This window comes from Bartonella sp. SL317 (assembly GCF_059687655.1).
In genome coordinates this window covers 2,139,861-2,165,952 of sequence record NZ_CM185144.1, presented here as the reverse complement: position 1 = coordinate 2,165,952, position 26,092 = coordinate 2,139,861, and the positions used below count along the sequence as shown (strand labels likewise).

Below are 26,092 nucleotides of genomic sequence, written 5' to 3'. Positions count from 1 at the left end.
AGACAAGCGATAAAGAGATAAAGAAAAGCGTGAGGCCATAAGCAATCTTCATTATTTAAAAGATATTATATTAAGATATCTTTTAAAGTTATAAAACTGAATTATGGGGAGATGAAAAGTTGTTTCTCCCCTTAAGGCACGGCGCTCGTTTTCTCTTTATTCACTGTTGTTACGAAGTAGAGAATATTCCATTGGGGTGTTTGGTTATGGGCGGAGATATCCTTACTTCTCTCAACCCTATTTCACTTTAGTTATGTGCAAAGAGTATAAAATTTATTGTGCACAACCCAGCTTTAGTTCAAGAAAAGGGACAAACCAGCACCATTATACACAAGCTACCACTATTGTAACAGTTCTTGGTCTTTAACATAAAAGGTATTTTTATTCTTCTTTTTCAGTATTTGTTCTCATATGTCAGTTCTGTTGGTAATGGCAGATAAGTGATTTAATTTATTGAAGATAAGAGTGGAGAAATGAGTAAATTTTATGAATTTCAATCCTCTTATCCACCCATACAAAATGGTGTGTTATTCCTTATAATTTGTTATCTATTGAAGGGCAGAGCTTTCTTGTCGTGTTGTATGAAATAAATCCCATGGAGGGGGAAGCCGAAGAAAGGGGGAAGATGAAGAATAAAATGTCTTTCCAGTTGTATATTCACAGGTTTGTTTTAAAGATACGTCTTTCAAGATTTGTTATCCCCATTTCGCGTTGGCGCTTGTGAAAGGTATAACGATCAATCCATTGAAGTTCCCTACTTTTACGCTTATGAAGAAGCAAGTCTGTGCCATCACATACTTGTGCCAACCCTAGAATATTGCGATAACCCTTGGCACATAAGACTGTTCATAAGAGTTTAGTTTTTTCGTGTATAGTTTTACGGCTTCCACATGTTAATTTGCTTGTAAGGTGCAAGAGACATGATTTTGATGGCTTTATCCATGGAACAGGTTGGGAATGAGAGAATCCTACGATATTCGGGTCTCTCATTTAAGTTAAATAATACTATATAAAATAACGCATTATACGAAGTGGAAGGGGGGATATAGATTATTGCTAGACCATTGTTTATAAATCATCATGTGTTTAAAAAGCTTCGTTTTAAGGTGGGGGAAGGGAGCGTATCTTTTGTTTTATTTATCTTTATCTTTATCTTTTCAAGAACACGGTCTTCATAATATTTTTGGTCATGCGAAAAGAACAGTATACAGAAAGAGTGTTTTTTTTGTCGTAAAAATGAAGAAAAGTGATTGATTTATACGTATTGCATGCTTGTTTATTTTATTGTTTTCTGTATAATCGTAAACACGATAATGCTGAAAGGCGTCATAAATGATCATTGGACTTTTGAATCAAAAAGGGGGTGTCGGAAAAACCACGTTAAGCGTGAATCTTGCGGCCAGTTTTTCTCGTACTGGTGCAAGGGTATTGCTTATTGATGTTGACCCTCAGGGGAGCGCATTGGATTGGGCGGCAGCGCGTGAAGATACTCCTTTATTTTCAGTTATTGGTTTACCGCGTGCAACTGTTCACAAAGAGATTGCGCAGCTTGGTCATAGTTATGACCATATTATTATTGATGGTCCTCCACGTGTGACTGATCTTGCTCGTAGTGCTCTTATGGCTTCAGATTTGGTGCTTATACCGGTTTTGCCTAGTCCTTATGATATTTGGGCTGCTGATGGAATTGTAAAATTGATTGATGAGGCACGTGTTTATAAAGAAAATCTCAAATCTGCTTTTGTTATTAATCGTAAAATAGTTAATACAGCGATAGGGCGTGATGTAAACGAAGCTCTTGGCATATACCCCGTCCATGTTCTTTCTTCTAGCGTTGCACAGCGTGTGATTTTTGCAGAAGCTGCTGCACAGGGAAAAGCTGTTTATGAAGTTGATAAGCAAGGATCCGCAACAGCGGAGATTGAAGCTGTTGCAGCAGAAATCAAGGAGTTAGCGTGATGAATAAAAAAATCAAAATTGGCACGAAACCAACCAGTAAATCCATTCCTTTGACGGCCGATGCATGGATAGAAAGTCAAAAAGAAAATACGCATGGAGAGATGAAGCGTCTTACGATTGATATACCAGAAACTTTGCATCGGTTAATAAAGGTTAGTTGTGCAAGTCGTGGAACAAAGATGGCTGATGAGGTCCGCGAGTTGCTTTCAAAAAAATACGGAAAATGAAAAATAATATATAATGACAAATTTGTGTTAATTTGAGTGTTTTTTAAAAGATGATATCAGTTTGTTTTTGCGCGGCGTTAATTGCGATAAAAGTGCTTCTCTTTTTTCATGAAGGTTGCTTTATTTTAAGTTATTTTTCATTAGGTACACCTCATACAAGAGCTATGAGCTTATGAAAAATTCTTTGTTTCAATTTCTCTCCTATAGATGTGATTATTATCATATCCCTTGAGATCTTATATTCTAGCAACAATATATTGATTTATATAGATAATCTAGCGTTATTCAACTTGAATTAAACCCTCGAATATCGTAAAATATTCTTATTTTAAATCTCTCTCATGTTGCATCAATCAAAATTATGTCTCTTGCATGTAAAAAGCGGGGAGAGCCGTGTGGAGTGCAACTGTACAAGAAAAGATTAAAAATGCTTTTTGTAAACCGTATCAAGTGTAAAAGGTTATTTTATACATTCTAGAGCTGGCACAAGTATGTGATGGTGCCGGCTTGCTTCTTTATAAATGTAAAGGTGAGGAGAGTGGATAGATCATTATACTTATTTACGCGTGCCGTTGTTCAATGCGTTTGGGAGCCTAGAATATCTCTTTAAAATAAGTGCGTAAATGAGCAACGTAAGTTTCATGAAAGAGTATCCTTTAAGGTCGTGATAGGCCCTGAGGGGAAAAATCAAGTACAACCTGCCCTATAAGAAGACAAATCTTTTATAGATCGGACTTTGTAGAAATCTTTGTTCTTTAAGGTGGGGATACGATTGAGATTTAAGTGAGCATGAAAAGACGGAAACTTATGGTTTAAAATACATATAAAAAGCAGAAATTAATATCAAAAGAGCTGCGTGCGATATTTGAAACTGGGAGAATCTATAAAGTTAAATTTTTATTTTTATAAGAAATGAAGAAGCTCATGTATGCAGATCACGAAAAGAGAATATGCTTAGTATATCTCTATTACGAGAGCTAAAATAACAACAAACGTATTGATGCTGATAATTAAGGTTGAATAAAACACTGCGGCTCTTACGAGATCTGCCATAAGAACCTCTTTCTGTTCTCTGGAAGGTGATTTTGTGAATAACAATATATTACAGTTCGTAATATATGTTGATACACGCTATTCGGCAAGCTTTAAATTTTTTCTTTTTTAAAGGCTTGAGAAGCTGGAGGACTGTAAGGCATAAAAAAGAAAGGCTTTTAAAGTGAAGGATAGGCTTTGTTGGCAGAAAAATTTTTTATCCTGTTATGCCGTAAAATATTGTCATTTATGGCATCGTATAAGGTATGTAAGCTTGCTTGAAACGTTTAAGTGTTTTTGAGGATGTGGTGAGTATTGATAGGCTTGTTTATTGAGTTTTTCGTTTAAATTATCACATGAGGGGGAAGTGGAGAGAGAACGTGCTTGACAAAAATTAATACTGTGCACGGTAAGGCATTGATGAATAATAATAACTCAATGTTTTGCATATTATTAAATGAATACCTGATACTTGTAGGATTTTCTCATTCTAAATCTGTTCCATGTTGAATTGAACAAACCCATTTGCATGCATGTTACAAGCGGGGCCGTGTAGGTAAAAACTGTATAAGATAAGGTATACTTCTTATGAACTGTCTCAAAGTGTTAAGGTTTGTCGTACAACATTGGAGGCTGCGAGATACAATAATGGTGCCGGCTTATTACAAGGGCAGATTGAGTTAAAGTCTTTATCCTTTAAAGGGTGGGGAGAAAATACATTTTTTGATCCGATTTTTCACTATAGCAAGATCTAAGGCTGTTCTTATGGAGTATACTCTTTGTATGAAAAAAAGAACGTTCCAAATGGAATAGACTTATGGAGTCTATATTAATACACTTATATTGTACATTTATGCGCTTGTTTTAAAGAAATATCTTTCAATGCACACTATGGGTATTTTATGATGGCGCTTGTTAATGAGTATAGTGGTTCGTGTGGATAGTGTAACAGTAAAGCTTTCAATTAAATAATATAAAATTTTAATACTGTAAAAATCTATAGAATGTTACCATCTTTATACTTGTGAAAGAGAAAAATTTAATTATCGTACACTTTCCTCCAAATATTGACGATAGTCCTTGGCATTTGCGAAGGATCATCAGAGGTGTTTTTCTTTTAATATTTTTTTCAACCCACTAGGCTTTGTTTGTGATGTATATGTCAAGTGATTTTAATTTATTTAATATAGAACAGAGTGGACAGATTTTAAATATGATTATACCAAGTTCTACAAGTTTTTTATTAAGTATATAGAATAATAATTTATCTTTATTAAATAAATATCCTAGCTTGTAAGCATAAATATTTCAGTATTATTATGAAAGAGAAAGGTTTTATTTAAAGGGGGATGATGAGAAGGGGAGTGTAGTAGAAATTGTGCTTTTATTATAAAATGACTATTCTTATGCATTTTTTATTGGCTGGGGTGGGGGGAGGTTTATTTTTTAGTTTGGGGAAGAGCTCAAGAATAGAATATAGATATTTAAGAGAATATCTAGCGTTTTCTCGTAATGCCATAGTTTTTATACCAGCAGCGCGTGTCAAGCAGTGATATGAAGAGTAAACTGTATGGTATGGCGTGAAATAATCTAAAGGAAGATGAGGGGAAAAATTTTGAAAATATCAATGTGAGGAAGTATTATGCATTGATAATATTTTTATTTATAAGGATAATTTAGCATTATTCGATTTAAATAGCAGTTCTCAATATCGTAGAATTTTTTCATTTTAAATTTTTTTATATTGAAACAGCTAAAACCATGCCGTTTGCACATTACAAATGGGAAAGGCCGCGTAGGTAAAAACTATACAAGATAAGGTGTGCTTCTTGTGAGCCGTCTCAAAGTGCTAAGGGAGATATAACATTGGAAATGGCAAAATGTATAAGGCTTGCTCTTTTATTAAGCGTAAAGATGGGGGCGCTCAATGGATTTTACACAGTGGATTTTACACACTTCATAGAGGAGTTATCATTATACCATTTATAGGTACCAGCACAAAATGGGGACGGCGAGCATTGAGAGATGTTTCTTTAAAACAAGCATGTGAATATACGATTAAAGGCATAGCGAACTGATTGGCTAAGAAAAGCTTGAAAAGGTTTTAGAAATCTTATATAACCGTTTGTTGCAAGGAAAAGCGAATGATAATTGGAAAAGAGAGATTGATGGCGGTTTTGCTATTTTAAGATGTCTTTTTCGACAGTGCTATATGGCTGATCTGTTTAAAAGTGCATTCTTTTTGTATTTTATACGAAATTTTGCGTGTATGCAAAAAGGGTAGAGGGAGGATGTATCTTTGGAGTGGATCAATAATCTCGTAGGATCATCTTATAAGGCAAGAAGATACGGGTTTAGGTATAGAAAAGGCCATAAAGTTATGGAGGGTGACATGCTGCTATCGGTAAGATACTGAAATCTTTAATGAACTTAAGTTTTTATATGCTGCAAGTCGTGGTGGCAAGTGCTTTTTTGTCGCCAATATTATCGTCAAAGCAGTGTTTTTTCTGTTGATTTTGGTGGCGATAAAATCGGCAAGACGAAGGAGATAGGCAAGACGGAAGAGATAAATAAAACTTGGAAGTTTTGATAGTGTAGAGGTTTCAGGTTCATCGTGTGTTAGTGAATTGCTACCGTAGCAATGATGGTTTGGAGCAAGGCGGAAATATTTCATAAAATGTGTTGAACGTCGAAGAAGTATACCCTTTTAGGGATTGTCGTGTTGTTGTCTGAGTAATATTCGCACAATGAACTTAATTGAGTGTATCAGCATTGAAGAAAAACTGTTTAATCTCCTTCATTTGAAAGCAAGATTGAACAAGAGTGTTGAAGGGGAAATAAAAATGTCTGTAGTACAATATGGTGATGATAGTTTTGCAGCAAAAGCGAAAGTTCTTGATAATAATCTTATTGATCGTGATTGGGCGATGACAAAGTTTGTAGCTGCTGTTAAGGGATTGGCACAAGTAGTTGATTATGAAAGCAATATGCTAGAGAGCAGTGGTGTTCCAGATTACGAAGAAATAAGTTTATGTAAAATACGTGGTTTGCGTGATCTTAATAAATCCATGAGCGATGTAAAGCGTTACATGAATCAAGATATTGAACATGAGGTTGAAAGTTTGCTGTCTGATTTACAAGAAAAATTACAACGTAATAGTGAATTGCTTCAAGCTCATTTAAGTGCTGTCAATGATCTTTTCCAAGCTATGCAAGTACCTAAATATGCAAAAGAAACAGAGGAATGATTCAAATTTGATGAATATTGGTTGTTCTTTGTGATTATAGTTTTGCAGATTATAATGATGAGGGAGGGCGGTTATTTGCATAAAGAGGGTTGTTTGTTGGGGATATATGTTTTAAGCGCGTTTGGGTATTTAAATTATTATCATTCTGTTGTGTTATAAAACGGTGTCCTTAAATCAGCTTCCTTTTATCTTAAGTGGTACGAACTGCACGCATCTGTGGGAAGCCTGAGTGAAAGTTTCTTTAAGAGAAATTGGAGTGTTTACAGGGTATTGTTTTATTAGATTGGGTTGAGTGGGTGCTTGTTTTTTTCGTTCGAGGAAGCGGGTTTAAGAGAATATTGAAACTACCTCGTGATGTCTTATGAAATAGCCTCTTTTAAAGTGTGGGGACGTAAAGTTTTACCTACTCAATATTTTTTAGAACCTTTGATAACTATTGCCTAGAAAGTTTATGCTGCACTGTTGTTGGAAATGTGGTGGTGTAAAGTGCATGCTGTGGGAAGCTACATGTTTGAGACAAAGGTTAAAGTGCTTTAGGGCTTTTTATGCTATTACAGTTTTTGTATGCCAGATTGGAAAAAGCATTCAAAATTGGGGCGAAGATACTATTTATCTTTATTAGGATTAATATTTGAAACGAGAAAACAGCTTCATTGGGAAAAAATTATAAAGCTGTAAAGGTGATGTTTTTACCGTTTCTTTTTTGTTTACAGTTATGATTTTCAAAAACATCTAACACATTGTCTTTTAAATAGTGAAGATGATACACTTCTTCATATTTTTGTTTATTGCCTTTTTTAAGGGGATCACGTCCCTCATGCAAAGCAGAATTTTTTAAAAAATATATTTATTGCTTCCAATATACGCGCTTGTTTTTTTTAAGAAATATTTTTCAAGGTTTGTCACATCCATTTCGCAATAGCGCCCATTTTGGAACAGTGGCTGTAAAATACAACTTTTAATGGGGGTATATCCTTTACGCAAAATAGAATAATCCAAACGGAATATATTGGGATTATCAATTTATGTGCTTGTTAAAAAAATATTTTTGAAGGTAAGTTACACCCATCTCGCAACAGAGATCATTTCGTGATGTCGGTTTGTGACGCGACGATGCTTGTGAAGAGCATAATAAGCTTCTAATGGAAATAATATAAAGCACGACTATCTTTATGCTTAATGAAGAACCCCATTTGTATTGTTATATATTGTTCCATCCAATGTTGTGATAGCTTTTTGTTCTTAAGACAATTCATTATAGGTATTTGGGAGCAATTCTTAAATGTTTTTTATCTAATATCTTTTGCTTGTGATGTGTTAAGCGAATGATTGTTGTTGATATAACATGGAATAGATTTGGAATGAGAGAATCCTAAATTATTAGGAGCATTTCATTTGAGATAAAAATTATCTTTATCAACCTATTTTATGCGACTTAGTAGAAAATGGATTGTTTACAGATTGGTTTTGGCTTGAGGATCTTTGTTCTTTAAGAAGAGAAGAAAGTTAGCATGATTGATGCAAATTTGGTTTTTGCATTGCAAAAAAATTTCTTCTTATTTCTCAGAAACATTATACACTTTGCTAGTTTTTAATGTTGCGACAGCTTTTGGTACTTGAGATTCTTGAGGTATTTTTATTCTTTTTTTATTCATACATCACCCTTGCTTGTGATGGGAAAAAAGTGATTTTGATTGATTGCTCAATAGGAGAAGGGTGGTAATGAGAGACCCCTTACACTATTTTGTTTTAAAATTAAAATTATTATTTATGATTATAAATCAAAATATTATTTCGTTAATGATAGGTTCAGAGACCTTGAGGGGATGCATTTATATCAGTAGTCATAAGCTAAAATTTGGCTAGACGAAAAACTGGATTTTTTATAGATCTGGAGAGGAAGTTCAAGAAAAAACAAGAGTGCTATCGCTATGGTGCGTTTCTCGATTTTTTTATGAATGCTGATAAAGGGCACGAATGCTTACGAAGAAAAGGTATCGTGTTTTATATCGTAGGAAATCAGCTCAGTAAAATTGACTAAAAACTGAGTTATTTATCGATTACAGTATTTTATTCTTTAGAATAGAAAGCAAATTAAGGGATAAAGGTCATTTAAAGCATTTTAATTTTGTTCAGGAAATTAATTTTAAAATGGCTTTTTGTTTGACAGATGGAAGAACTCTAAAGTTTTTTAAAAGCAAATATTCCTCTTTTCTCGATGCAATTTCATCATGATGGTACGGGGCGTTTTCGTTTGTGATGATATCCGTGTAAAAAAAGGTAAGTGGAACATTCAAAATATCGGAGATTTCCTTTAAACGTCCTGCGCTTACACGATTTAAGCCTTTTTCATACTTTTGAATTTGTTGGAAACTTATCCCTAAAGCGTCTCCTAATGTTTTTTGAGACATTCCTAAGATTTTTCGTCTCAAGCGAATTTTTTTGCCGACAAAAAGATCAAGTTTAAGGTTTTGAGTTCGCATTTGCCCCCACCTAGTGCGAGCGCCCTCGCATTAGTATTCCGGGAGCTTGAAAACACTGAACCCTAGTCAGCATTTTTCTTTTAGTGCGTAAGATGCACCTGGACATAGCAAAATCTCCCGGAATTCCGAGACACCCACAAAGTAGGTTTATTTTTACGCTAGGGTTTTGGGTTTTCAAGGCCCACTTGATCGTTGCGTAGACGACCAAAACATCTTTTAATGTGTAAAGTAATTTCAGAAAATTGGCAATAAAAATCATTTTTCTTGAAATAGATAGATTTTTTTAATGAGAGGCGGTTTACCTTTCAATTTTTTTAAGGTGTGCTTACTCAATTCATAAAAATATGTTTTTCACAAAGAAAAATCTTGGTTATGAAGCTCAAATAAATCTTTATGGGGCGCGTTACAGAGCCTCTAAGCAATCACTAAAATGGTTCGTTTGGTCTTTTTGCTGCGGTTGAGATATCATAATGATAGGGGTGGGTTTTTCATGAGAAAATACGCTTCATGTAAAAGAAAATCCCCAAAATAGAATAGATTTGTTTTTGTCAATTCGTATGCTTGTTTTAAGGATAACTTTTTCAATGCTCACACTCATTTCATGAGTGACGTTTGTGAACAATATAAAGGACGCTTCGTGAGGGTGTATCAAGCCTTTTATGAGGAGTACAAAAGAATGGTACAAAGCTGCTATTTTTATGCAGTGCAAAGGAGAAAGTTGGTATGATTATTTACTTTGCCAATCTTGAATAGTCTTTAGGGCCATAAGAGGTATTTTTATGCCCTTCTTTAATTGTTTTTACCGTATATCAATGTTTTCGCTTGTGATGTGCAGGCGGAGAGTTTTGCTTGCTTCAAGGTGAACAACTTGGAAATGAATGAGAGAATGCTAAGATATACAGTTGTTTCTTTAATGGATAAAAATATTATAAATCAATATCTTATTTGATAAAATAATGATTTTTGAAAATTAAAAAAATATAAGTTTAAATCAAAAAGCAGCACAAAGTGCTGCTCTTTTTTATTTTATTGAAGTTAAAAGTTCTTTTGCTTTAAAAACGATACCGTATGCCACCCGACACATTAGCTCCCGATACACCAGTTTTTTGCAGTTTTTGTCGATAGCTAATATCGCCGTTCAGCACAATATTTTGAGAAAAATAGGCATTTACACCTATGCCTCCCTCAATTGAAGAGCCTGTAGGATCAAGATCAAAGGTATCGGCAATTTTAATTGTTTTGCCATCACCAAAAGTTCTGATAACATTCATTTTACCATAGAAGGAAACAGCCTGGTTTTCTTCCTTAGCCATGATCGTTTTTGTTAAACGTCCACCAAAACGGACCAACCATTGATGTGGATTACCCATGTCTACTTTTAAGCTATTGGCATCTGAGAAGATATCAAACATGAGATTTTGATAAATCAATTGCGCTTGCGGTTCAAAGACCAGTCCTTTTGTGTCGGTTGCTAATTTCTGACCAAGGGTTGCCGATATATTAAGGAACTCAGTCCCATCCAATTTTGCAGCATTCCCAACAAGAGCTGTGGTAATGTTTCCTTTTAAGGTCCCGTAAGAAAGAAGAGTATTGACATATAGACCATTTCGATGCTCGATGCCGCTATAAGCGGTGAGTGACCATTTATCAAGTGTTGTCTTTTCAGAATCTTGCATTCCTTTTGGTGTAAAGGCAAGTTTTCCGTATGTTCCTAAAAGACCAAAATTTGTGCTTATGTTTTTGCTTTCTAAGGTGGCTAATATGACTCCCAATTGTAAAGCTTTATAGTTTACATCAGCATCATAACCATAGCGCAGTGGGCCACGGTTGGAAGATAAGCTGACTTTCTCGCCGTAAGAAGAAAAAAAGAGATTATTCTTTTTATGGTCTTTTGCTCCAAACACTGTTGTTCGCATAGTATCTAACAAGGTGGTTTGATTGTTAACATCAGCAAATCCAGAAGAAAATAAAGCATTCGGTAGAGTTAAATAGTTCGCCACCTGTGGTAAAAGTGCTCGAACTTTTTTATCTTCATCAATATAGGCATTTTGTAAGCGAAAATCCCAGAAATTATTATTCTTACCCAAAAGACTTTGGCTTTCATGAGATGTCCCAGGTTTATAGCCCGCAAGGATATATTTATAAGGTTGTCCACCTATTGTCATATAATTTCCGGCTAACGTGAAGGAATTTTCATTTGCTTGTCCGTAAACTTGAATGATTGAAACCCCATGTGTCCCTAAAGGAAGTGACGCCATGTGTTCTCCCCAAACAGCAGAGTTATCGGTTGTTTTTTTATCTGTTTCCTGGAGATTGATATGAACAATAGTACGCCCCGATACATCACCATTAATTAGAATGCGATCGGTTTGTTGTTCTTTGACAGGAGAATGTTTGTCCCATTGAGTGTTTACATGAATCTCTGCAATACCTGTTGCACTATAAACCGCTGCTGTATGCGTAGTTCCATCTTCTTGTGGAAATTGAGACCCTATCAACAAAGTCTGGTACTGTCCCTCCACGGGCTTGTCAAAGATAATGGCACTATCTGTAAGCTGTAAGGTAGAAAGGCTAGAGAATGATTTTTCATCAAGACCAAACTGTACATAGTCATCTAAAACAGTATCGCCATTTGAAATATTATCACTATTTAAAGCATTTGTATTGGGCCTTATGTGCCATTTCGTTTCTTCTTTTAGATCAAAAAATGTTTTGTTGTCTGTAGAAGTTCTGACCCGTCCTTTTAAAGAAGAGTGGTTAGCAACCAGTGTAAGAGTGTTTGTGGAGTCGCTTTCATTTTTTGTATTTTTTACTAAAATATCGGCATCAATTTCTGAATTTTTAAGGCTGACTTCACCATTTGTGTTTGATCCATAAAGGCTGATTCCTGAACCATGTTTAGCGATCAGCTTTGTCCTCTCTAGATTTACTCTATCGGCCATACCTTCTTCTTGAGCGGCATTGGCATTTCTCTCAGCATTGTGTGGATATCGCCTTTGAGAGACACGAGAGAGACTATTGCGAAAAACAATACCATTCGCTTCAAATTCGCCTGTGACATGGATGCTTGAGTCTTTAAGGTTGACTGTCCCTTCTGTGCTGACTACACCAGCTGTTTCTACTGTTACTGTAATCCCTGAGGCATCAATTTCTCCACCATTGGATGCACTAAGTGCAATAAAGCCAGCATCAACGTTTCCCCCGTTCATTTGGATTTTTGAATTATTCCCTTCCGCATGTACAGCAAATCCTCTGTCTCGAATGTTTTTGTTATGCAGAGTGACAGTTTCACCATTTTCAGCCTGAACTCCAGCGTTTATATCTTCGATTTCTGCTGACTTTTCAGGTTGTATGGAAAATATTGGTTGCGTAAGCACTGGTTCTTTAGGTGCTTGTGATACTTTTGCTGTTGGTCTTGTAAGTTTTGGTTCTGTAGCTTCAGATGTTCCAGATGTTGGCCGTAAATTGAATGGAGATTGTATCGATTCTCGTTGTGAAGATAAAGTAGAACTCGGAAGTGTTGTATCGTCCCTAGAAGAGAAATTATCGGAAGCACCCGAACGTTTTCTTGATTTTGGGTTCATTCCTGTCGATGAAGATTGGGTAATAGGAGTTCTTTGTGCAGCTGAGTTTGTAGTGCTTCTTGAACTTCTTTTACGTGGCACTTGGAGAGTTACAGTGTTTGAGGAAGAAGGTGTTATAGATTCAGTTCTTTTAGAAGGAGGGGGTGTTGTTGTGGAGCCAGATGGGGTAAGGGGCGTAGATGCGCTAGGTGTTGAAGGTGAAAAGGAAGGGGAGGGTGGAGGAAAGCTTCCAACTGCATCGCATGGACTAGATGGATCAAAAAACCTAGATATACCTTCTAGACAATGAGGATCAGGGAGATGAGAGGTGCGTGGAGAAGGAAGATTTATCGTTGGTGATGGATGCGTACTATGAAGAGCATAAGACAAGCTGGTGGAAGAATAAAAAAGAACACTGGAAACTGTATATAGTAAGAAGCTTTTTTTCATATAAGTGTATTCCTAATTTTCCCCCCTCTTATAATCAAAGATAAAATTATATTTCATTATGTTTTTTTATAAAAGACATAATGGGATATAATAAGGGGGCTTTATATTTCAAGATATTAATACAAGTATTTTTAGAAGTGATAGCGCATTCCAGCAGAAATATTTATGCCAGAGATACCCACTTTTTTGAATTTATGTTGATAGCTTAGATCACTATGAAGCTCGATATTTTCCGATAAGTGTGCGTGAAGACCAAAACCACCTTCGACTAAACATCCCATAGCAGCCAGTTGAAAATTTTGACTAAAAGTTTTGATCATGTTCAATTTGCCATAAAAGGAAAGGGCGTGGCCTTTGTTTTGCGTTAAACGCCCACCAACACGGAGCAACCATTGATCAGGTTTGCTGATGTTTATTTTAGCGTTATCCTTATTTGAAGAAGCTCGGTCATTTGAGGAAGAACCAAGTATGAGACGCTGATAAACAAGCTGTGCTTGTGGTTCTAGAGTGACACCTTCAAAAGCTGTTGATAGTTTTTGACCAACAACTGCAGATGCCCCTAATATTTTTTGATTATTTGTTTTAGGGGTCTCTGTGATGAAATCTTTGCTCATATTTTCTTTTAAAATTCCATAAGAGAGAAATGCACTTGCATAGATGCCAGCGTCATGCTGAATGTTTCCATAGGCGGTGAGTGACCATTTATCAAACATCTTCTTATGGAAGCTTTCTGCATTTTTAGGAGCAAAAGACAATTTCCCATATGTTCCGAAAAGACCAAAATTAGTGCTAATATTTTGATCTTCTAGCACGATTAATGCTGCCCCTGCTTGCAATGCGGCATAGAGAATATCCGCATGAATATTTCCCTGTTCTTCTTGAACGCTCTCTTGTTCTACTTGAACATCATTTTGTTCTTCTTGAACATTTTCTTGTTTTGCCTGTACCTCTTCTTGTTTTGCTTGACTACCCTCTTGTTGTGAATGAATCCGTGAAAAAAACGTGTTCTTATTGCCATAAGTGGATAAGAAAATGCTTCTCTCTTGATAATTTTTGGATTCAAGCATTGTTATTTGCATATTGTCTAACAAGATATTCTGATTGTTGAAATCAGAAATCCCAACAGCAAACATTGCAATAGGCATAATTAAAGAGTTTTCCATTTGTGGCGTAAGCGTTTTACTGTTTTCTGCTTTATCAAGAGAAGAAGAAAGTGCGGCTGCTTTATCTTCCGTGAGCTTAGACGTATTTTCAGTATTAGCGGTGGGGATGTTCTCAATCTTTATGGGCAATTTCACATGAGATTCTGCGGATGTGTTAAGAGCCGTTTTTAATGCTGAGGAAGCAATGTCCGTTTGGGGATCAATATCAGATTGGATATTTTTATTTACCTCAAGCTGTGTCATTCCACGATCTGTTCTTGAGGATGAATTGTCCTTGTACTGTGAAACGGCATCAGCGGATGATAGTTTATCATTGGCACGTTTTTGTCTTGTGCTGGAATAAAGAAGAGGGGGGGTATTCCTTTTATGTGCAAGAGAGGAGACTCCTTTTCTTTCTATGTTCGTTATCCCATCGCCGTTTGAAGTATTGAGTACAGCTTTGTGTAAAGTATCTGAAAGTTCTTCATCTAGTCCTTTTTGAAGCGCTTGGTTGAAGTTCGAGCTCTCTCCCATCATGGTGCCAGAGGCTATTTTTTCAAGGGCATGATATGTTTGGGGACTAAAGCTAGAGGCGTGACTTATCGATGTGAAGGTAAAAGAAGAAAAAAACAAAGCACAAGCGGTTGTACAGAACAAAAGATTCTTATGCATAGAGACGTTCCTTATGATATTAAGATGTTCCTTATGATACTTTTCTTTTTTGATAAGAAATGAACCACTCTCTGACCCATTACGACTCTTTGTAATGGGGCAAAATAGGCAGAACTGTTTACATTTCAGCACTGCTCATTTGTCAAAAGTGAAAGCTAAGATTTCTAAAAGCGATAACGCATTCCACTGGAAAAATTAATTCCAGAAAACCCAGCTGTTTGAAGTTTATGTTGGTAATTAACGTCAGCATGAAGTGTGATATTCTTGGAAAGTTGTGCGTTAATGCCAAGTCCACCTTCAAGGGAAGAGCCCATAGAATCAAGATAGAAAGGTTCAATAATATCAATTGTGCTCTTCTCAGTAAAAGCTCTAAGGACATTCAATTTACCATAAAAAGAAAAAACACGCTCGTTTTCAATGGGAAGTATTGTTTTTGTTAAACGTCCTCCAATACGAGCCAACCATTGATGGGGAGTGCCTATATTAACTCGGAAGCCATCGATGTCTGAAAGCGTGCCAAAAGCAACATGTTGATAAATAAGCTGCGCTTGCGGTTCAAAAGACAAGCCTTCAACACTGGTCGCTAATTTCTGTCCAATGGTTGCTGATATATTTAATATATCCTTATTCTTTAACTTTGTGGTGTTGTCCCTAAGAGCTGTTGCGATATGTCCATTTAAAACGCCGTAAGAAAACAACGCATTAATATAAAGACCATTGTCATGGTGGAGATTTCCATAGGCCGTAAAGGACCATCTATCTAGTATGCTTTTGTTAGAGCCTTCCATATCCTTTGGCGTAAAAGCGAGCTTTCCATATGTGCCTAAAAGACCAAAATTCGTGGTTATGTTTTGACTTTCTAGCGTTGCTAATGTTACGCCTGCTTGTATTGCAGCATAGCCAACATCTGCACCATAACCATATTCCAATGGACTACGGCTGGAAAATAATGTCATCTTGCTACCATAAGTTGATAAGAAAATCCCTTTCTTTTTATGACCTTTTAATCCAAAAACTATTGAGTGCATATTATCTAACAATGTATTTTGATTGCTTACATCAGCTAATCCGGAAGAAAATAGTGCGTTAGACATGACCAAATAGCTAGCCACTTGGGGAACAAGAGCTTTGATGTTTCCTTCCTTATCAAGAGTCGCGTTTTGTAAACGAAAATCCCAAAAATTATCATTTTCTTCCAAGAAAACTTGTCTATTGTTTTCTTTTCCAAGGGATGATGCATCGGTATTTTGCGCATCTTTTTCTTTTGATTCTTGTAATATTCCGTTTAAATGACTTTGAGTTTTATCGGCTTTTCCGCGGCTGGATGTTGGTCCATAGCCATTGAGTACATATTTATAAGGTAAGCCCCCTATTGTAACATAGCCATGGGCAAGTTTGAAGGAATCTTCATTGGCTTGTCTTGAGACTTGAATGAGTGAGAGACCACGTACATTCGAAGGAATTGAACTTCCTGCTTTTTTAGAATCGGATGGTTCTGCATGCTTTGAAAGATTATTGAAATAAATCGTTGTGGTGCCTGATACACCACCATGAACGAGAAGGCGATCTGTCTTTTGTTGTTCTTTTGTAAGACCATTACTCCATTGGGTATTAAAGTAAATTCTAGCATTGCCCGTTGCATTGTAAACTGTTGTTGTATTTAAACGTCTGCTTTGCTCTGTTTTTGCTGGATGCCTTCCTACATTCAAGGTTTGATAACGGTTATTTACCAATACATGTGGCGCATTAAAGATGATAGAACTACTATCAAGGTTTAGGATTGAAACGAAAGACTGTGCTCGTTGATTAATATCAGTGAGATTATATCTACTAGATAAACTAAATTCATTATCTGCTTCAAATTGACTAATCTTTAAGTGCCACTTGCTATTATTATTCAAAGTAAAAATCACCGTATTGTGCGGTAATGTTTTTACCCTTCCTTCCATAAGCGAATTATCAGCAGTTAACGTAATCGTGCTAGGATTTTTATCCTCTTCGATTCTATTTTTCAATAACATATCAGCACGAATTTCTGAATTCTTAAGTTCTACCTCGGCAATAGCCCTTGAGTAGTATGGCCCTACAATACCAACACCATTTTTCACGAAAAGCTTTGTATTTGTTAAAGTTGCTTTATTAATAACTTTTTCGCTCTCTTTTAGATTCTCATGTATAATGTGATCAAAAAGGATGCCCCAACTCATATGATGCCCAGAGACGTTTATGATTGAATCCTCAACATTAATAATACCGTTTGCAATCTCTAATCCGCGGGTTTCTGCTTTTCCTATAATCTTTTTAGCATCAACACGCCCACCTTTTCTTGCGGCAAGCAAAACCGCATCTGAACGCATTGTTGATTTTGTAATGACGGTCAAGCTTTTTTCAGTAGCAAGCCCTGTAACATGCCCACCGCGAACAAAAACATCATTAAAAGTGTTGTTTTCTCCTTCAACTGCACGTGCTGTAAGTATAGTGCTTTTAGCCGGTTTTACATCTGCATAAAGCGAATCGCACTTTGCATAAGTTGCACTGCAATTTGCATAAGTTGCACCGAAATGAGAAAAAACGAAAGTTCCAGCAATTGTACATAACAAAAAATTTTTTTTATAAATAGATTTCTTACACATAGATATGCCTTTAGTATTTGGTATGCTTTGATGCTTACTGCATTCCCCTGATGGCGCAAGTACCTAGACGTATTTATATCATTATGTTTTTATTGTAAACAACAAAACAAAACTTATATGATGCTCTATAATTTAAAAGGTCGTATAACTCAGCGAACATGGATTGCAGAAAGGTCTACTTAATAAGCTTTCGTTTCATAAACGCTATGAAATAGGGATTTGGGAAGAATGTTTGTTGCTTAAAGCTTGCTGTTATGGAAGTTCTATAGATCTTTTATACATCAGGAATAAATAACTCGTTATATATTTAAATTCAATAAACAAGCAGAGATACTTTTTTTAGATACAAAGTTAATAATTTCGCATTCCATTTTTATAATGCAAAATTAAGCAGCACTGTTGATATTACAGTGCTGCATATATTTTAAAATAAAGATCAGAGACTTTTAAAAACGGTATTGTATTCCACCAGAAATCTGGAATCCAGATACACCCGCCTTTTGAAGTTTATGTTGGTAATTAACGTCAGCATGAAGTGCGATGTTTTGTGATAATTGCGTATTCATGCCAAAACCACCTTCAATAGAAGAACCTATAGAATCGAGGTGGAAAGTATCACCAATTTGTATTGTGCCACTGTCACCAAAGGTTTTAATAGCGTTCAGTTTACCATAGAAGGAAATGACAAAATCTTTTTCAGCAGGGGATATAGTTTGTGTCACACGTCCACCAATACGTACCAACCATTGATGAGGAGTGCCCATATTTACATCAAAGTTATCAACATCTGTGAGAGTGCCAAGCATGAGCCGTTGATAAACAAGTTGTGCTTGTGGCTCAAAGATCACTTTTTTAACACCAACTGTTCGCTCTTGTCCAATGGTTGCTGATGCACTGAATGTATTCGTGTTATCTAATTTTGCAGTCTTTCCGATGAGAGCTGTTTTGATGTCTCCCTCCAGAGTTCCGTAGGATAAGAATGCATTGATGTATATGCCATTGCTATGGCGAAGATTACTATATCCAGCGAGTGACCATTTATTCAATGTACTTTTATCTGCACCTTCCATATCCTTTGGGGTAAACGCTAAGTTCCCGTAAGTTCCTAAAAGACCAAAATTTGTGGTGATGTTTTGATATTCTGATGCTGCTAATGTAACCCCTGCTTGTAAAGCGTTATAGTGAACATCAGCACCATAGCCATATTGCAATGGCGTACGGCTAGAGGATAGTGTCAATCTATTACCATAAGCAGATAAGAAGATTCCTTTGTTTTTATTATTTTTTGTTTCAAAGGCAGTTGTCCGCATATTGTTTATCAGTGTATTTTGATTGTTCACATCAGAAAATCCAGCAGAGAATAGAGCATTAGGCAGTACCAAATAGCTTGCTACTTGGGGAACAAGGGCTCTAATATTTCTTTTGCTATCGAGCGTAGCACTTTGTAAGCGGAAATCCCAGAAGTTCTCATATTCATCTAAATGATTTGGCGCGCTGTCTGCTTTCCTAGGGTTTGATGCTGATTCATCTTTCACATTTTTCGAAACTCCTTCAAGAGCATTCTCGTTTATAACGTAGCTCGTATAATCTTTGAGAGTATTTTCTTCTGATTCTTGAGATACGTTTCCTAAATGACTTTGCGCACTATCTGCTTTCCCATGGCTTGATGTTGGTCCATAGGCATTGAGTGTATATTTATATGGTAATCCATTCATTGTGATGTAGCCATGTGCAAGCTTGAAGGAATCTTCATTGGCTTCTCCAGAGACCTGAATGAGTGAAAGACCACGCATATTAGAAGAAATAGAATTTTTAGCTTTTGATGGCGCACCTTTTGAAAGATTATTGACATGGATTGTTGTGGTGCCTGATACATCTCCATGGACAAGAAGGCGATCAGCTTTTTGCTGTTCTTTTTCTAGACCATCACTCCATTCAATATTGAAATAGATATTCGCATTACCTGTTGCATTGTAAGCTTTTTCTACAGTCGGGATCATGTTTTCCCGCGATTGATAAACCTGAGCGGTCCGTCCTACACTTAAGGTCTGATACTGCCCTTTTCCCAAAGCAAGTTTTGTATTGGTAGGTGGTGCATTAAATATAATAGAGCTATTATTAAGGTTTAGTACTGAAACAGTAGAAAGTGCTCGTTGTTCAAGGTCACTGAGATCGAAGCTAAAAGTACTAAAATCAGTATCTACATCTTCTTGACTGACATTTAAGTACCACTTGCTCTTATTGTTCAGAGTAAGAACTGTTGTATTTACTTTTAAGGTTCTTGTTCTTCCTTCTAGAATCGAATTGTCGGCACTTAATACAAGAGAGACAGGAAGAGTGTCGTCGTCATAATATTTACGTTTAGTTTTATTTCTCAATAAAACATCAGCACGAATTTCTGAATCTTTAAGATGGATTTTAGCAATAGCTTTTGAACCGTAAGGCCCTCGAATACCAACACCGTTGTTCACAAGGAGTTTGCTCTTGGTAAGACTAATCTCATTAACAACATTTTCACCTTCTTTTATAGTATTTTTGGGGGTTTCATAAACAACAATACCAGCAGCTCCTGCTTTTTGGACCACTATGGTTGAATCTTCAATATTGATTATACCGTTTTTTGTTTCTAAACCTTTATACAGTGTATTCGCATTAATTCCTTTAGCGTTAATTCGCCCACCTTTTGATACAGAAAGAGCAGCTAATTCTGCGTGTATTATTGAGTCTGTAATTGTGACAACTGCTTTCTCACTAGCAGATACCCCAGTCTCCCTATGACGGATAAGAACATTTTCAAAAGCTTCTTTTTTGTCCTTGTCTAAGCTAACTTTATGAACCATTTTAGGCGGTTGTGTATTTGCATAAGTCGGAGAAAAATGAGAAAAAATGAAAGTTCCAGCAATTGTACATAACAAAAAATTTTTTTTATAAATAGATTTCTTACACATAGATATGCCTTTAGTATTTGGTATGCTTTGATGCTTACTGCATTCCCCTGATGGCGCAAGTACCTAGACGTATTTATATCATTATGTTTTTATTGTAAACAACAAAACAAATTATATTGTGGTGTTCTCTATGATTTGAAGTTTTGCTTTAGAAAAGCTTTTTATATATGATTGTAAAAAGCAATAAAACGATGGATTCCATAAAATCTAGCTTGGTCAGTTTATGCTAAAACTATGATGAAGCATGCTATTTAAAAGTTGTCTTATTAAAGATAATTATTATAAAAGCTCTATAGCGTTGAGATGGGGTATATTGCTTGATGCTCTCGCCAAAATTTCAGCAGATTTTCTGATATAGAATAAGAATGGAAGTAGATATGAACGTCGTATTTACAGGTTTTCTGTAAAGAGACTTTTCTTAAAGGAGCAGAGCCTATTTTCCTGAGGTAACACAGCTCATTTCGCGCCAGCATCTGTGAATGCTATAACGGTAAATCTATAGAGCCCCATCCTCTATTATGCTCGATCATCTTTATGCTTGTGAAGGAGTAAGATGGCACCTTTACACTTGATAAAGAACAGATCATTGCACACTTTAGCCTGTTCCAATATGGCGACAGCCCTTGGGATTGAGCTGCTTCATAAAAAGGCATGCCGCTTTATATAATTTTCCTCATATGTCTCCCCTGTGTATAATGCATAAGAGACATGATCTTGGTTGATTCAATATGGTACAGGGTTTAAATGAAGAAATCTTACGGTATTTGGGGTTTTCATACACTAGGCAAAACAGTAAATATTTTTTATAATTCATTAAATTGTCTTATATTTATAATAATTATGTTATTAAGTGAGTTGATTATGCTGTTCGTTCCTTCAGTTTTGGCAATTGTAGGAGTGTTTTTCGAGACAGCAATGTTTGTTGCTATTCTCTCGTTATCGTTAAATATCCGTCGATGATTTTTTATCATCTTGTATATGAAATATCTCACAAGTTCCGTTGGATATGTTTTTTTCACAAAAAATTTCAAGGAATTGAGTTTCTGCATGACTGGTAGAAAGTCGTAAAATTTTTATAGTTTCTGTGTATGATAGAATATTTTATTATAAATTAAATTTATATAAAAATTTATTTAAATATATTAATGTTTATAAAATTGAGTTGTTTTACAATTTAACCTATTATTAGAAAATAGACGCTGTAAAATAAGGAAAATAGAACAAATAGATACTGCTTTTACAATATCATCTTAAGATTGATGGCACCGTATTGCGCTTAAATAAATTCATCTCTATTTTATTGATTTTGATCGCTTTTCCATTGTTTTATTTTTTCTCAATGAGATGAGTTTGAGAGAAGAGGGGGTGAGCTTTCTCAAAATTGTTTGCTTAAAAACAGTATAGGTCAGTGTCAATGAAGCCTTATAGATGGGAGGGTAAATATAGCAAGAGTGCGAAGAAAGAGCTTTTTTATTATTATCTTTTCCAATATTGTTATCTATATATTGTCTGAAAACGCATTTTTCTTAAGCTTTATGGATAAATTCACGAATAAAATATGGCTGGGAGATTCATATAAAGAGGAGGCAAAAATATTTTAAGTGAAAAAACGTTATATAAAGAGTTTCATGTTGAATCGTTGAAATGAATGGTGCAGTGGTCAATAAAATTGCCCTTTTATTAGAAATCACACTTTTATTAAAAGCTCTCTGCTTTTATCATTTTGGGCTTTGACATATTTTAAATAAAATCCTCTGACATTTTTCTTGAGAAAAAGGGTAAGGGATTTTATGAAGCAAGATTTATCAATAAAATTTGCGCTGGACATAGTCCTCTCTAGGTATTTTTTCTGAAAGTTTTTCTTTCACTTGGGGATGAAGCGCTTTGTAACATTTTGTTTGAGAGAGATGAAAGCATCCAATCTAATATGCTTCTAGGTTTCCAAAATAATAACTAGCCTCGTAAATCAATAATTCTTGATGGAGATGGTGTTTTAGGGGATAAACAACAAAGTTATTCGAGCGATTTTTTTCATGAAAGAGTGTCCAGAATAAAAAAGGCAGCATATTGTGCTGCCTTTTTATTAAATTGAATAGAATAGCTATTTTATAGTTTTTATTTAAAACTTATAGCGTATTCCGCCTGAAAATCTTGCTCCAGAGATACCGGTTTTTTGCAGCTTTTGTTGATAACTCACATCACCATGAAGAGAGAGGTTTGAAGACAATTGTGCGCTAATACCAAGCCCTCCTTCAATGGCCGCTCCCATAGGATCACGTTTATAATCCTTATCAATATGGAGGGCTTGATCATCCCCAAAGGTTTTGATCAAATTTACTTTTCCATAGAAAAACATAGGGCGGTTGTTTTCATTATTCACAACGGTTTTGGTTAAACGCCCGCCAACACGGATCATCCATTGATGAGGATTTTGCATGTCAATCGTCAGATTATCAGCATCTAAAATGGTATCAAACGTCAAATGTTGATAAGCAATTTGCGCTTGCGGTTCAAATGTTACATCTTGAATACCTGTGGAAAATTGTTTACCAATAGTTGTGGAGAGGCTTAACATTTTGGCATTCTTCAATTTTGCGGTTGTTCCAATGAGAGAATTGGTGATGTCTCCTTTTAGGATTCCATAGGATAAAAGGGTATCAAGATAAAAGCCATTGTCATGTTGTATGGTTCCATAGGCTGTGAGCGACCATTTATCAAAGGTGTTTTTTCCAGCATCTTGCATATCTTTTGGCGTAAAGGAAAGCTGTCCGTAGGTTCCTATAAGACCAAAATGTGTTGTGGTGTTAGGTCCTTCTAATGCTGCGAAGGTAACCCCCCCCTGTAGAGCTGCATAGCGAAGATGAGCACCACTATAACCATATTGACGTGGAGCATTTTGTGAGGATAGTGTTCCTGTGCTTCCATAGGTGTGTAAGAAAAAGCCGTTATTTTGTCCCTGCTTTTTTCCTATAACAGATGTTCTGATATTGTCCAACAATGCGTTTTGTTCAGCCATATCAGTCAGTCCGCTATAGAAGAGAGCATTTGGCATGACTAGATAGCTTGCCATTTGTGCGACAGGTGTATGCACATTTGTTTCAGGATCAGGAATAGAGCCAGAGTTGGAACCAGAGCCACCGGTATTAGAGCCGGACTCTGGATTAGAATTAAGAAACTCAGGTTGTAAACGAAAATCCCAGAAGTTTTCGTTTTTTTCTTCGAACAGATTTTGCTGTATATTGGCTTCGCCTTGGCTTGAGTCTGGTCCATAAGCACGGAGCATATATTTATCAGGTGAACCATTTATGGTCGTATAACCATGGGCTAATTTAAAGGAGCCTTCTGCAGCTGTTCCGGAAACTTGGATAAGAGAAAGTCCACGCACATTTTTCTCAACATTAGAAATATTTTTTTGAGCAGCATTTCCTTTTAAATTGACGAGAATGTTCGTATTTCCTGAAACATTTCCATTAATCAAAAGTCGATCGGTTTTTTGCTCTGTTATTGGCTTACCATCACTCCAAAAAGTATTAAAAGAAATCTGTCCATTGCCTGTTACATTATAGACAGCTTTGGTCTCTGGTTTTCCAGAACCTATATGCAATGTGTGGTAATGACCTTCTATTGGTTCTGCAAAAGCAATAGAGCTATTTTCAAGATCCAGTACAGAAATATCAGAACGTGATCTTTGAGCGATATCAAGCAGACGACCCTCAGAATCTTTGTCTTGTGTGCTGGTTTTTAAGAGCCATTGTGTCCCATTTTTTAGGTCAAAGCGTACGTTTCTTTCTTGTGCAATTTTTGCTCTGCCCTCTAAAGTGGAATGATCTGCATTTAATGTGAAACTACCGTTGACGATCTCTTTCATATTTTCATCATACCAGATATTTTTAGCTTGCCAAGAAATTTGGTTCCAAAAGATACCATCATCTAATAACATATCCCCATGGATTTCTGAATCTTTAAGATTGACTGTACCGATTGATAGAGCAGGGCTATGTTCAATGCTTTTTGTGGCGAAAGCTCCAACGAGAATTCCTGCACCATTATCAACGTGAAAAATTGCATGGCTTAAATTGATTTCATTGCTACGATATTTTTGTGGATCACTTGGGTCAAGTGGATCATTATCAGAAAAATTTGCGAATTGTAAACCAGCAATTTCTGCTGTTGCAGAAACATTCGTGAGATCCATATGGCCGCCATTCTCCACGATTAATGCAATTTTTTTTGCTTCTATTTCGTTTTGGGTACCATTACGCATTGTGGTTGTACCATCCTCACCTGCAGCAAGACCGATATCAATATCTTGAATGGTTGTGTTACCATTTAATTTAATTACACCATCTTCGTACGATTCTACGCCAATAGTTATTTTTTCGTTCTCACCTCCGGTTATGATTAAATCTTTACTAATAATTTTGCTTCCATCATTTGCAGAAAGACCGATATCAACATTTTTAATGGTTGTTATGCCCGTTAAATTAATTTCGCTACCAGGATTCCATGTCATTATTCCATTGCTATCTTCTTCAGGATTGTGATTAATTGACTTTCCACCGATGATATTTAAATTTTCGCTGGTGATTTTGCCACCATCGTTTGCTCTAAGACCATTAAAAGTATTGTTAATCGTTGTATGCCCGTGCAGTTCAATTGTGCTTTCACCAAATGCAAATGCACCGGTTCCTGTACCATCTGTTGTGAGTGTAACATCTGTAGCATCGATTACTCCTTTGTTTTCAGTACGCAATGCAGAAGAATATTTATTTTTCGTTGTTACACTTCCTCCTATCATTATAATTTTTGAATCTGAACCGTCTGCATAGACACCGTTTCCATAAGATGATGTGAACATAGCATTCTTTAAATTAATGGAACTTCCTTGTTTTGCGTATATTCCATCGCCTGTGCTCTCAAATGATCCGCCGGTGACTGTTATTGTAGAGTTTTTATCTGCAATTATGGCACTGGTTGCTTGCGTTACTTTTACATCTTTTAAAGCGACTGTACTTTCATCTACAACGATTCCATTGATGAGTGATACATCGTCTTTGCCACTGGATATTGTCACATTTTCTAGTTTGTTTTCGGTGTTCTTACTGTTCAAGAAGTGAACTCCAGTATTGGAAACGGTAATAGTTCCCCCAGTCATTTGAAGTATAGAATCATCTTTTGCTTCAAGACCAAAGCGGATGTCAGAATCTGCTCCTTTAATGGTTGTTTGATCTCCCGTTAATTTAATTGCACTGCCTTTTCCTTCAGTGGTTATAACGTAGGTGTTAGCATTTGAGTTTGTGTCTTTATTTCCAGTTACCTTCAAATCAGTTCCGGTGATTTGACCGCCTTTTAAGGTATGAAGAGTTTCATAGGTTTTTCCAGTTTCGCCAGTAACTACTTGTCCTTCTTCAGAAACTTTAAGAGATTTAGCGTGTGCATTGAATTGAATATTAAACAGCACAATAGTGGCTATCGCTATAGATGACAGAAGGGATTTTTTATACACGAATATTCTCCTTTTAAAGCCCCCAATACTCATTTCCCCGCACTCTTCAAAAGAAGAACAGAAATAGATATTGCTTTGCGTCAATTACTCATCACTTTGATAATTTATTTTACTTTATCTGTCAAAATTAAATTTGAATTTATATTTAAATATGAAATATTTAATCATGAAATACATAATGTATTTTTTAATATTTAGTACAATATTATAAGACACTGATAGTTTCTTC

General features: G+C 35.9%; 9 protein-coding genes and 2 pseudogenes. 5 read left to right on the top strand and 6 right to left on the bottom strand.

Going from position 1 to position 26,092, the window contains the following annotated elements:
- Positions 1-13: 13 nt before the first annotated feature.
- From AC6ER9_RS09030 to AC6ER9_RS09010, 5 genes and pseudogenes are all read left to right on the top strand, one after another.
- Positions 14-137 (top strand): annotated as a pseudogene (locus AC6ER9_RS09030) (integrase); the annotation flags it as partial.
- Positions 138-1,332: 1,195 nt separating this feature from the next.
- Positions 1,333-1,959, top strand: a complete 627-nt coding sequence (gene parA, locus AC6ER9_RS09025) for a ParA family partition ATPase (RefSeq protein ID WP_497074375.1) — start codon at positions 1,333-1,335, stop codon at positions 1,957-1,959.
- Positions 1,959-2,186 (top strand): hypothetical protein, encoded by a 228-nt coding sequence (locus AC6ER9_RS09020; RefSeq protein ID WP_497074374.1) that lies wholly within the window; start codon positions 1,959-1,961, stop codon positions 2,184-2,186. The genes parA and AC6ER9_RS09020 overlap by 1 nt, the downstream gene beginning before the upstream one ends.
- 2,885 nt (positions 2,187-5,071) lie before the next feature.
- Positions 5,072-5,269, top strand: a pseudogene (locus AC6ER9_RS09015) (hypothetical protein); the annotation flags it as partial.
- A gap of 792 nt (positions 5,270-6,061) precedes the next feature.
- Positions 6,062-6,466, top strand: a complete 405-nt coding sequence (locus AC6ER9_RS09010) for a flagellar protein FlgN (protein ID WP_497074373.1) — start codon at positions 6,062-6,064, stop codon at positions 6,464-6,466.
- A gap of 2,132 nt (positions 6,467-8,598) precedes the next feature.
- On the opposite strand, the gene AC6ER9_RS09005 is transcribed toward AC6ER9_RS09010, so the two are convergent.
- From AC6ER9_RS09005 to AC6ER9_RS08980, 6 genes are all read right to left on the bottom strand, one after another.
- Complete coding sequence (locus AC6ER9_RS09005) at positions 8,599-8,949, bottom strand: helix-turn-helix domain-containing protein (protein ID WP_497074372.1); 351 nt, start codon at positions 8,947-8,949, stop codon at positions 8,599-8,601.
- A gap of 1,052 nt (positions 8,950-10,001) precedes the next feature.
- The gene (locus AC6ER9_RS09000) at positions 10,002-12,962 is read right to left on the bottom strand and encodes an autotransporter outer membrane beta-barrel domain-containing protein (RefSeq protein WP_497074371.1); all 2,961 of its coding nucleotides are present in this window, start codon (positions 12,960-12,962) and stop codon (positions 10,002-10,004) included.
- A gap of 131 nt (positions 12,963-13,093) precedes the next feature.
- Positions 13,094-14,776, bottom strand: coding sequence for an autotransporter outer membrane beta-barrel domain-containing protein (locus tag AC6ER9_RS08995; RefSeq protein ID WP_497074370.1), 1,683 nt, complete (start codon positions 14,774-14,776; stop codon positions 13,094-13,096).
- A gap of 164 nt (positions 14,777-14,940) precedes the next feature.
- On the bottom strand, positions 14,941-17,409 hold the full coding sequence (locus tag AC6ER9_RS08990) for an autotransporter outer membrane beta-barrel domain-containing protein (protein WP_497074369.1): 2,469 nt from the start codon (positions 17,407-17,409) through the stop codon (positions 14,941-14,943).
- 446 nt (positions 17,410-17,855) lie between these two features.
- Entirely contained in the window at positions 17,856-20,357 is a 2,502-nt protein-coding gene (locus AC6ER9_RS08985; RefSeq protein WP_497074368.1) for an autotransporter outer membrane beta-barrel domain-containing protein, read from the bottom strand.
- A 2,119-nt stretch (positions 20,358-22,476) separates the two neighbouring features.
- The gene (locus AC6ER9_RS08980; protein ID WP_497074367.1) at positions 22,477-25,863 is read right to left on the bottom strand and encodes an autotransporter outer membrane beta-barrel domain-containing protein; all 3,387 of its coding nucleotides are present in this window, start codon (positions 25,861-25,863) and stop codon (positions 22,477-22,479) included.
- Positions 25,864-26,092 lie beyond the last annotated feature (229 nt).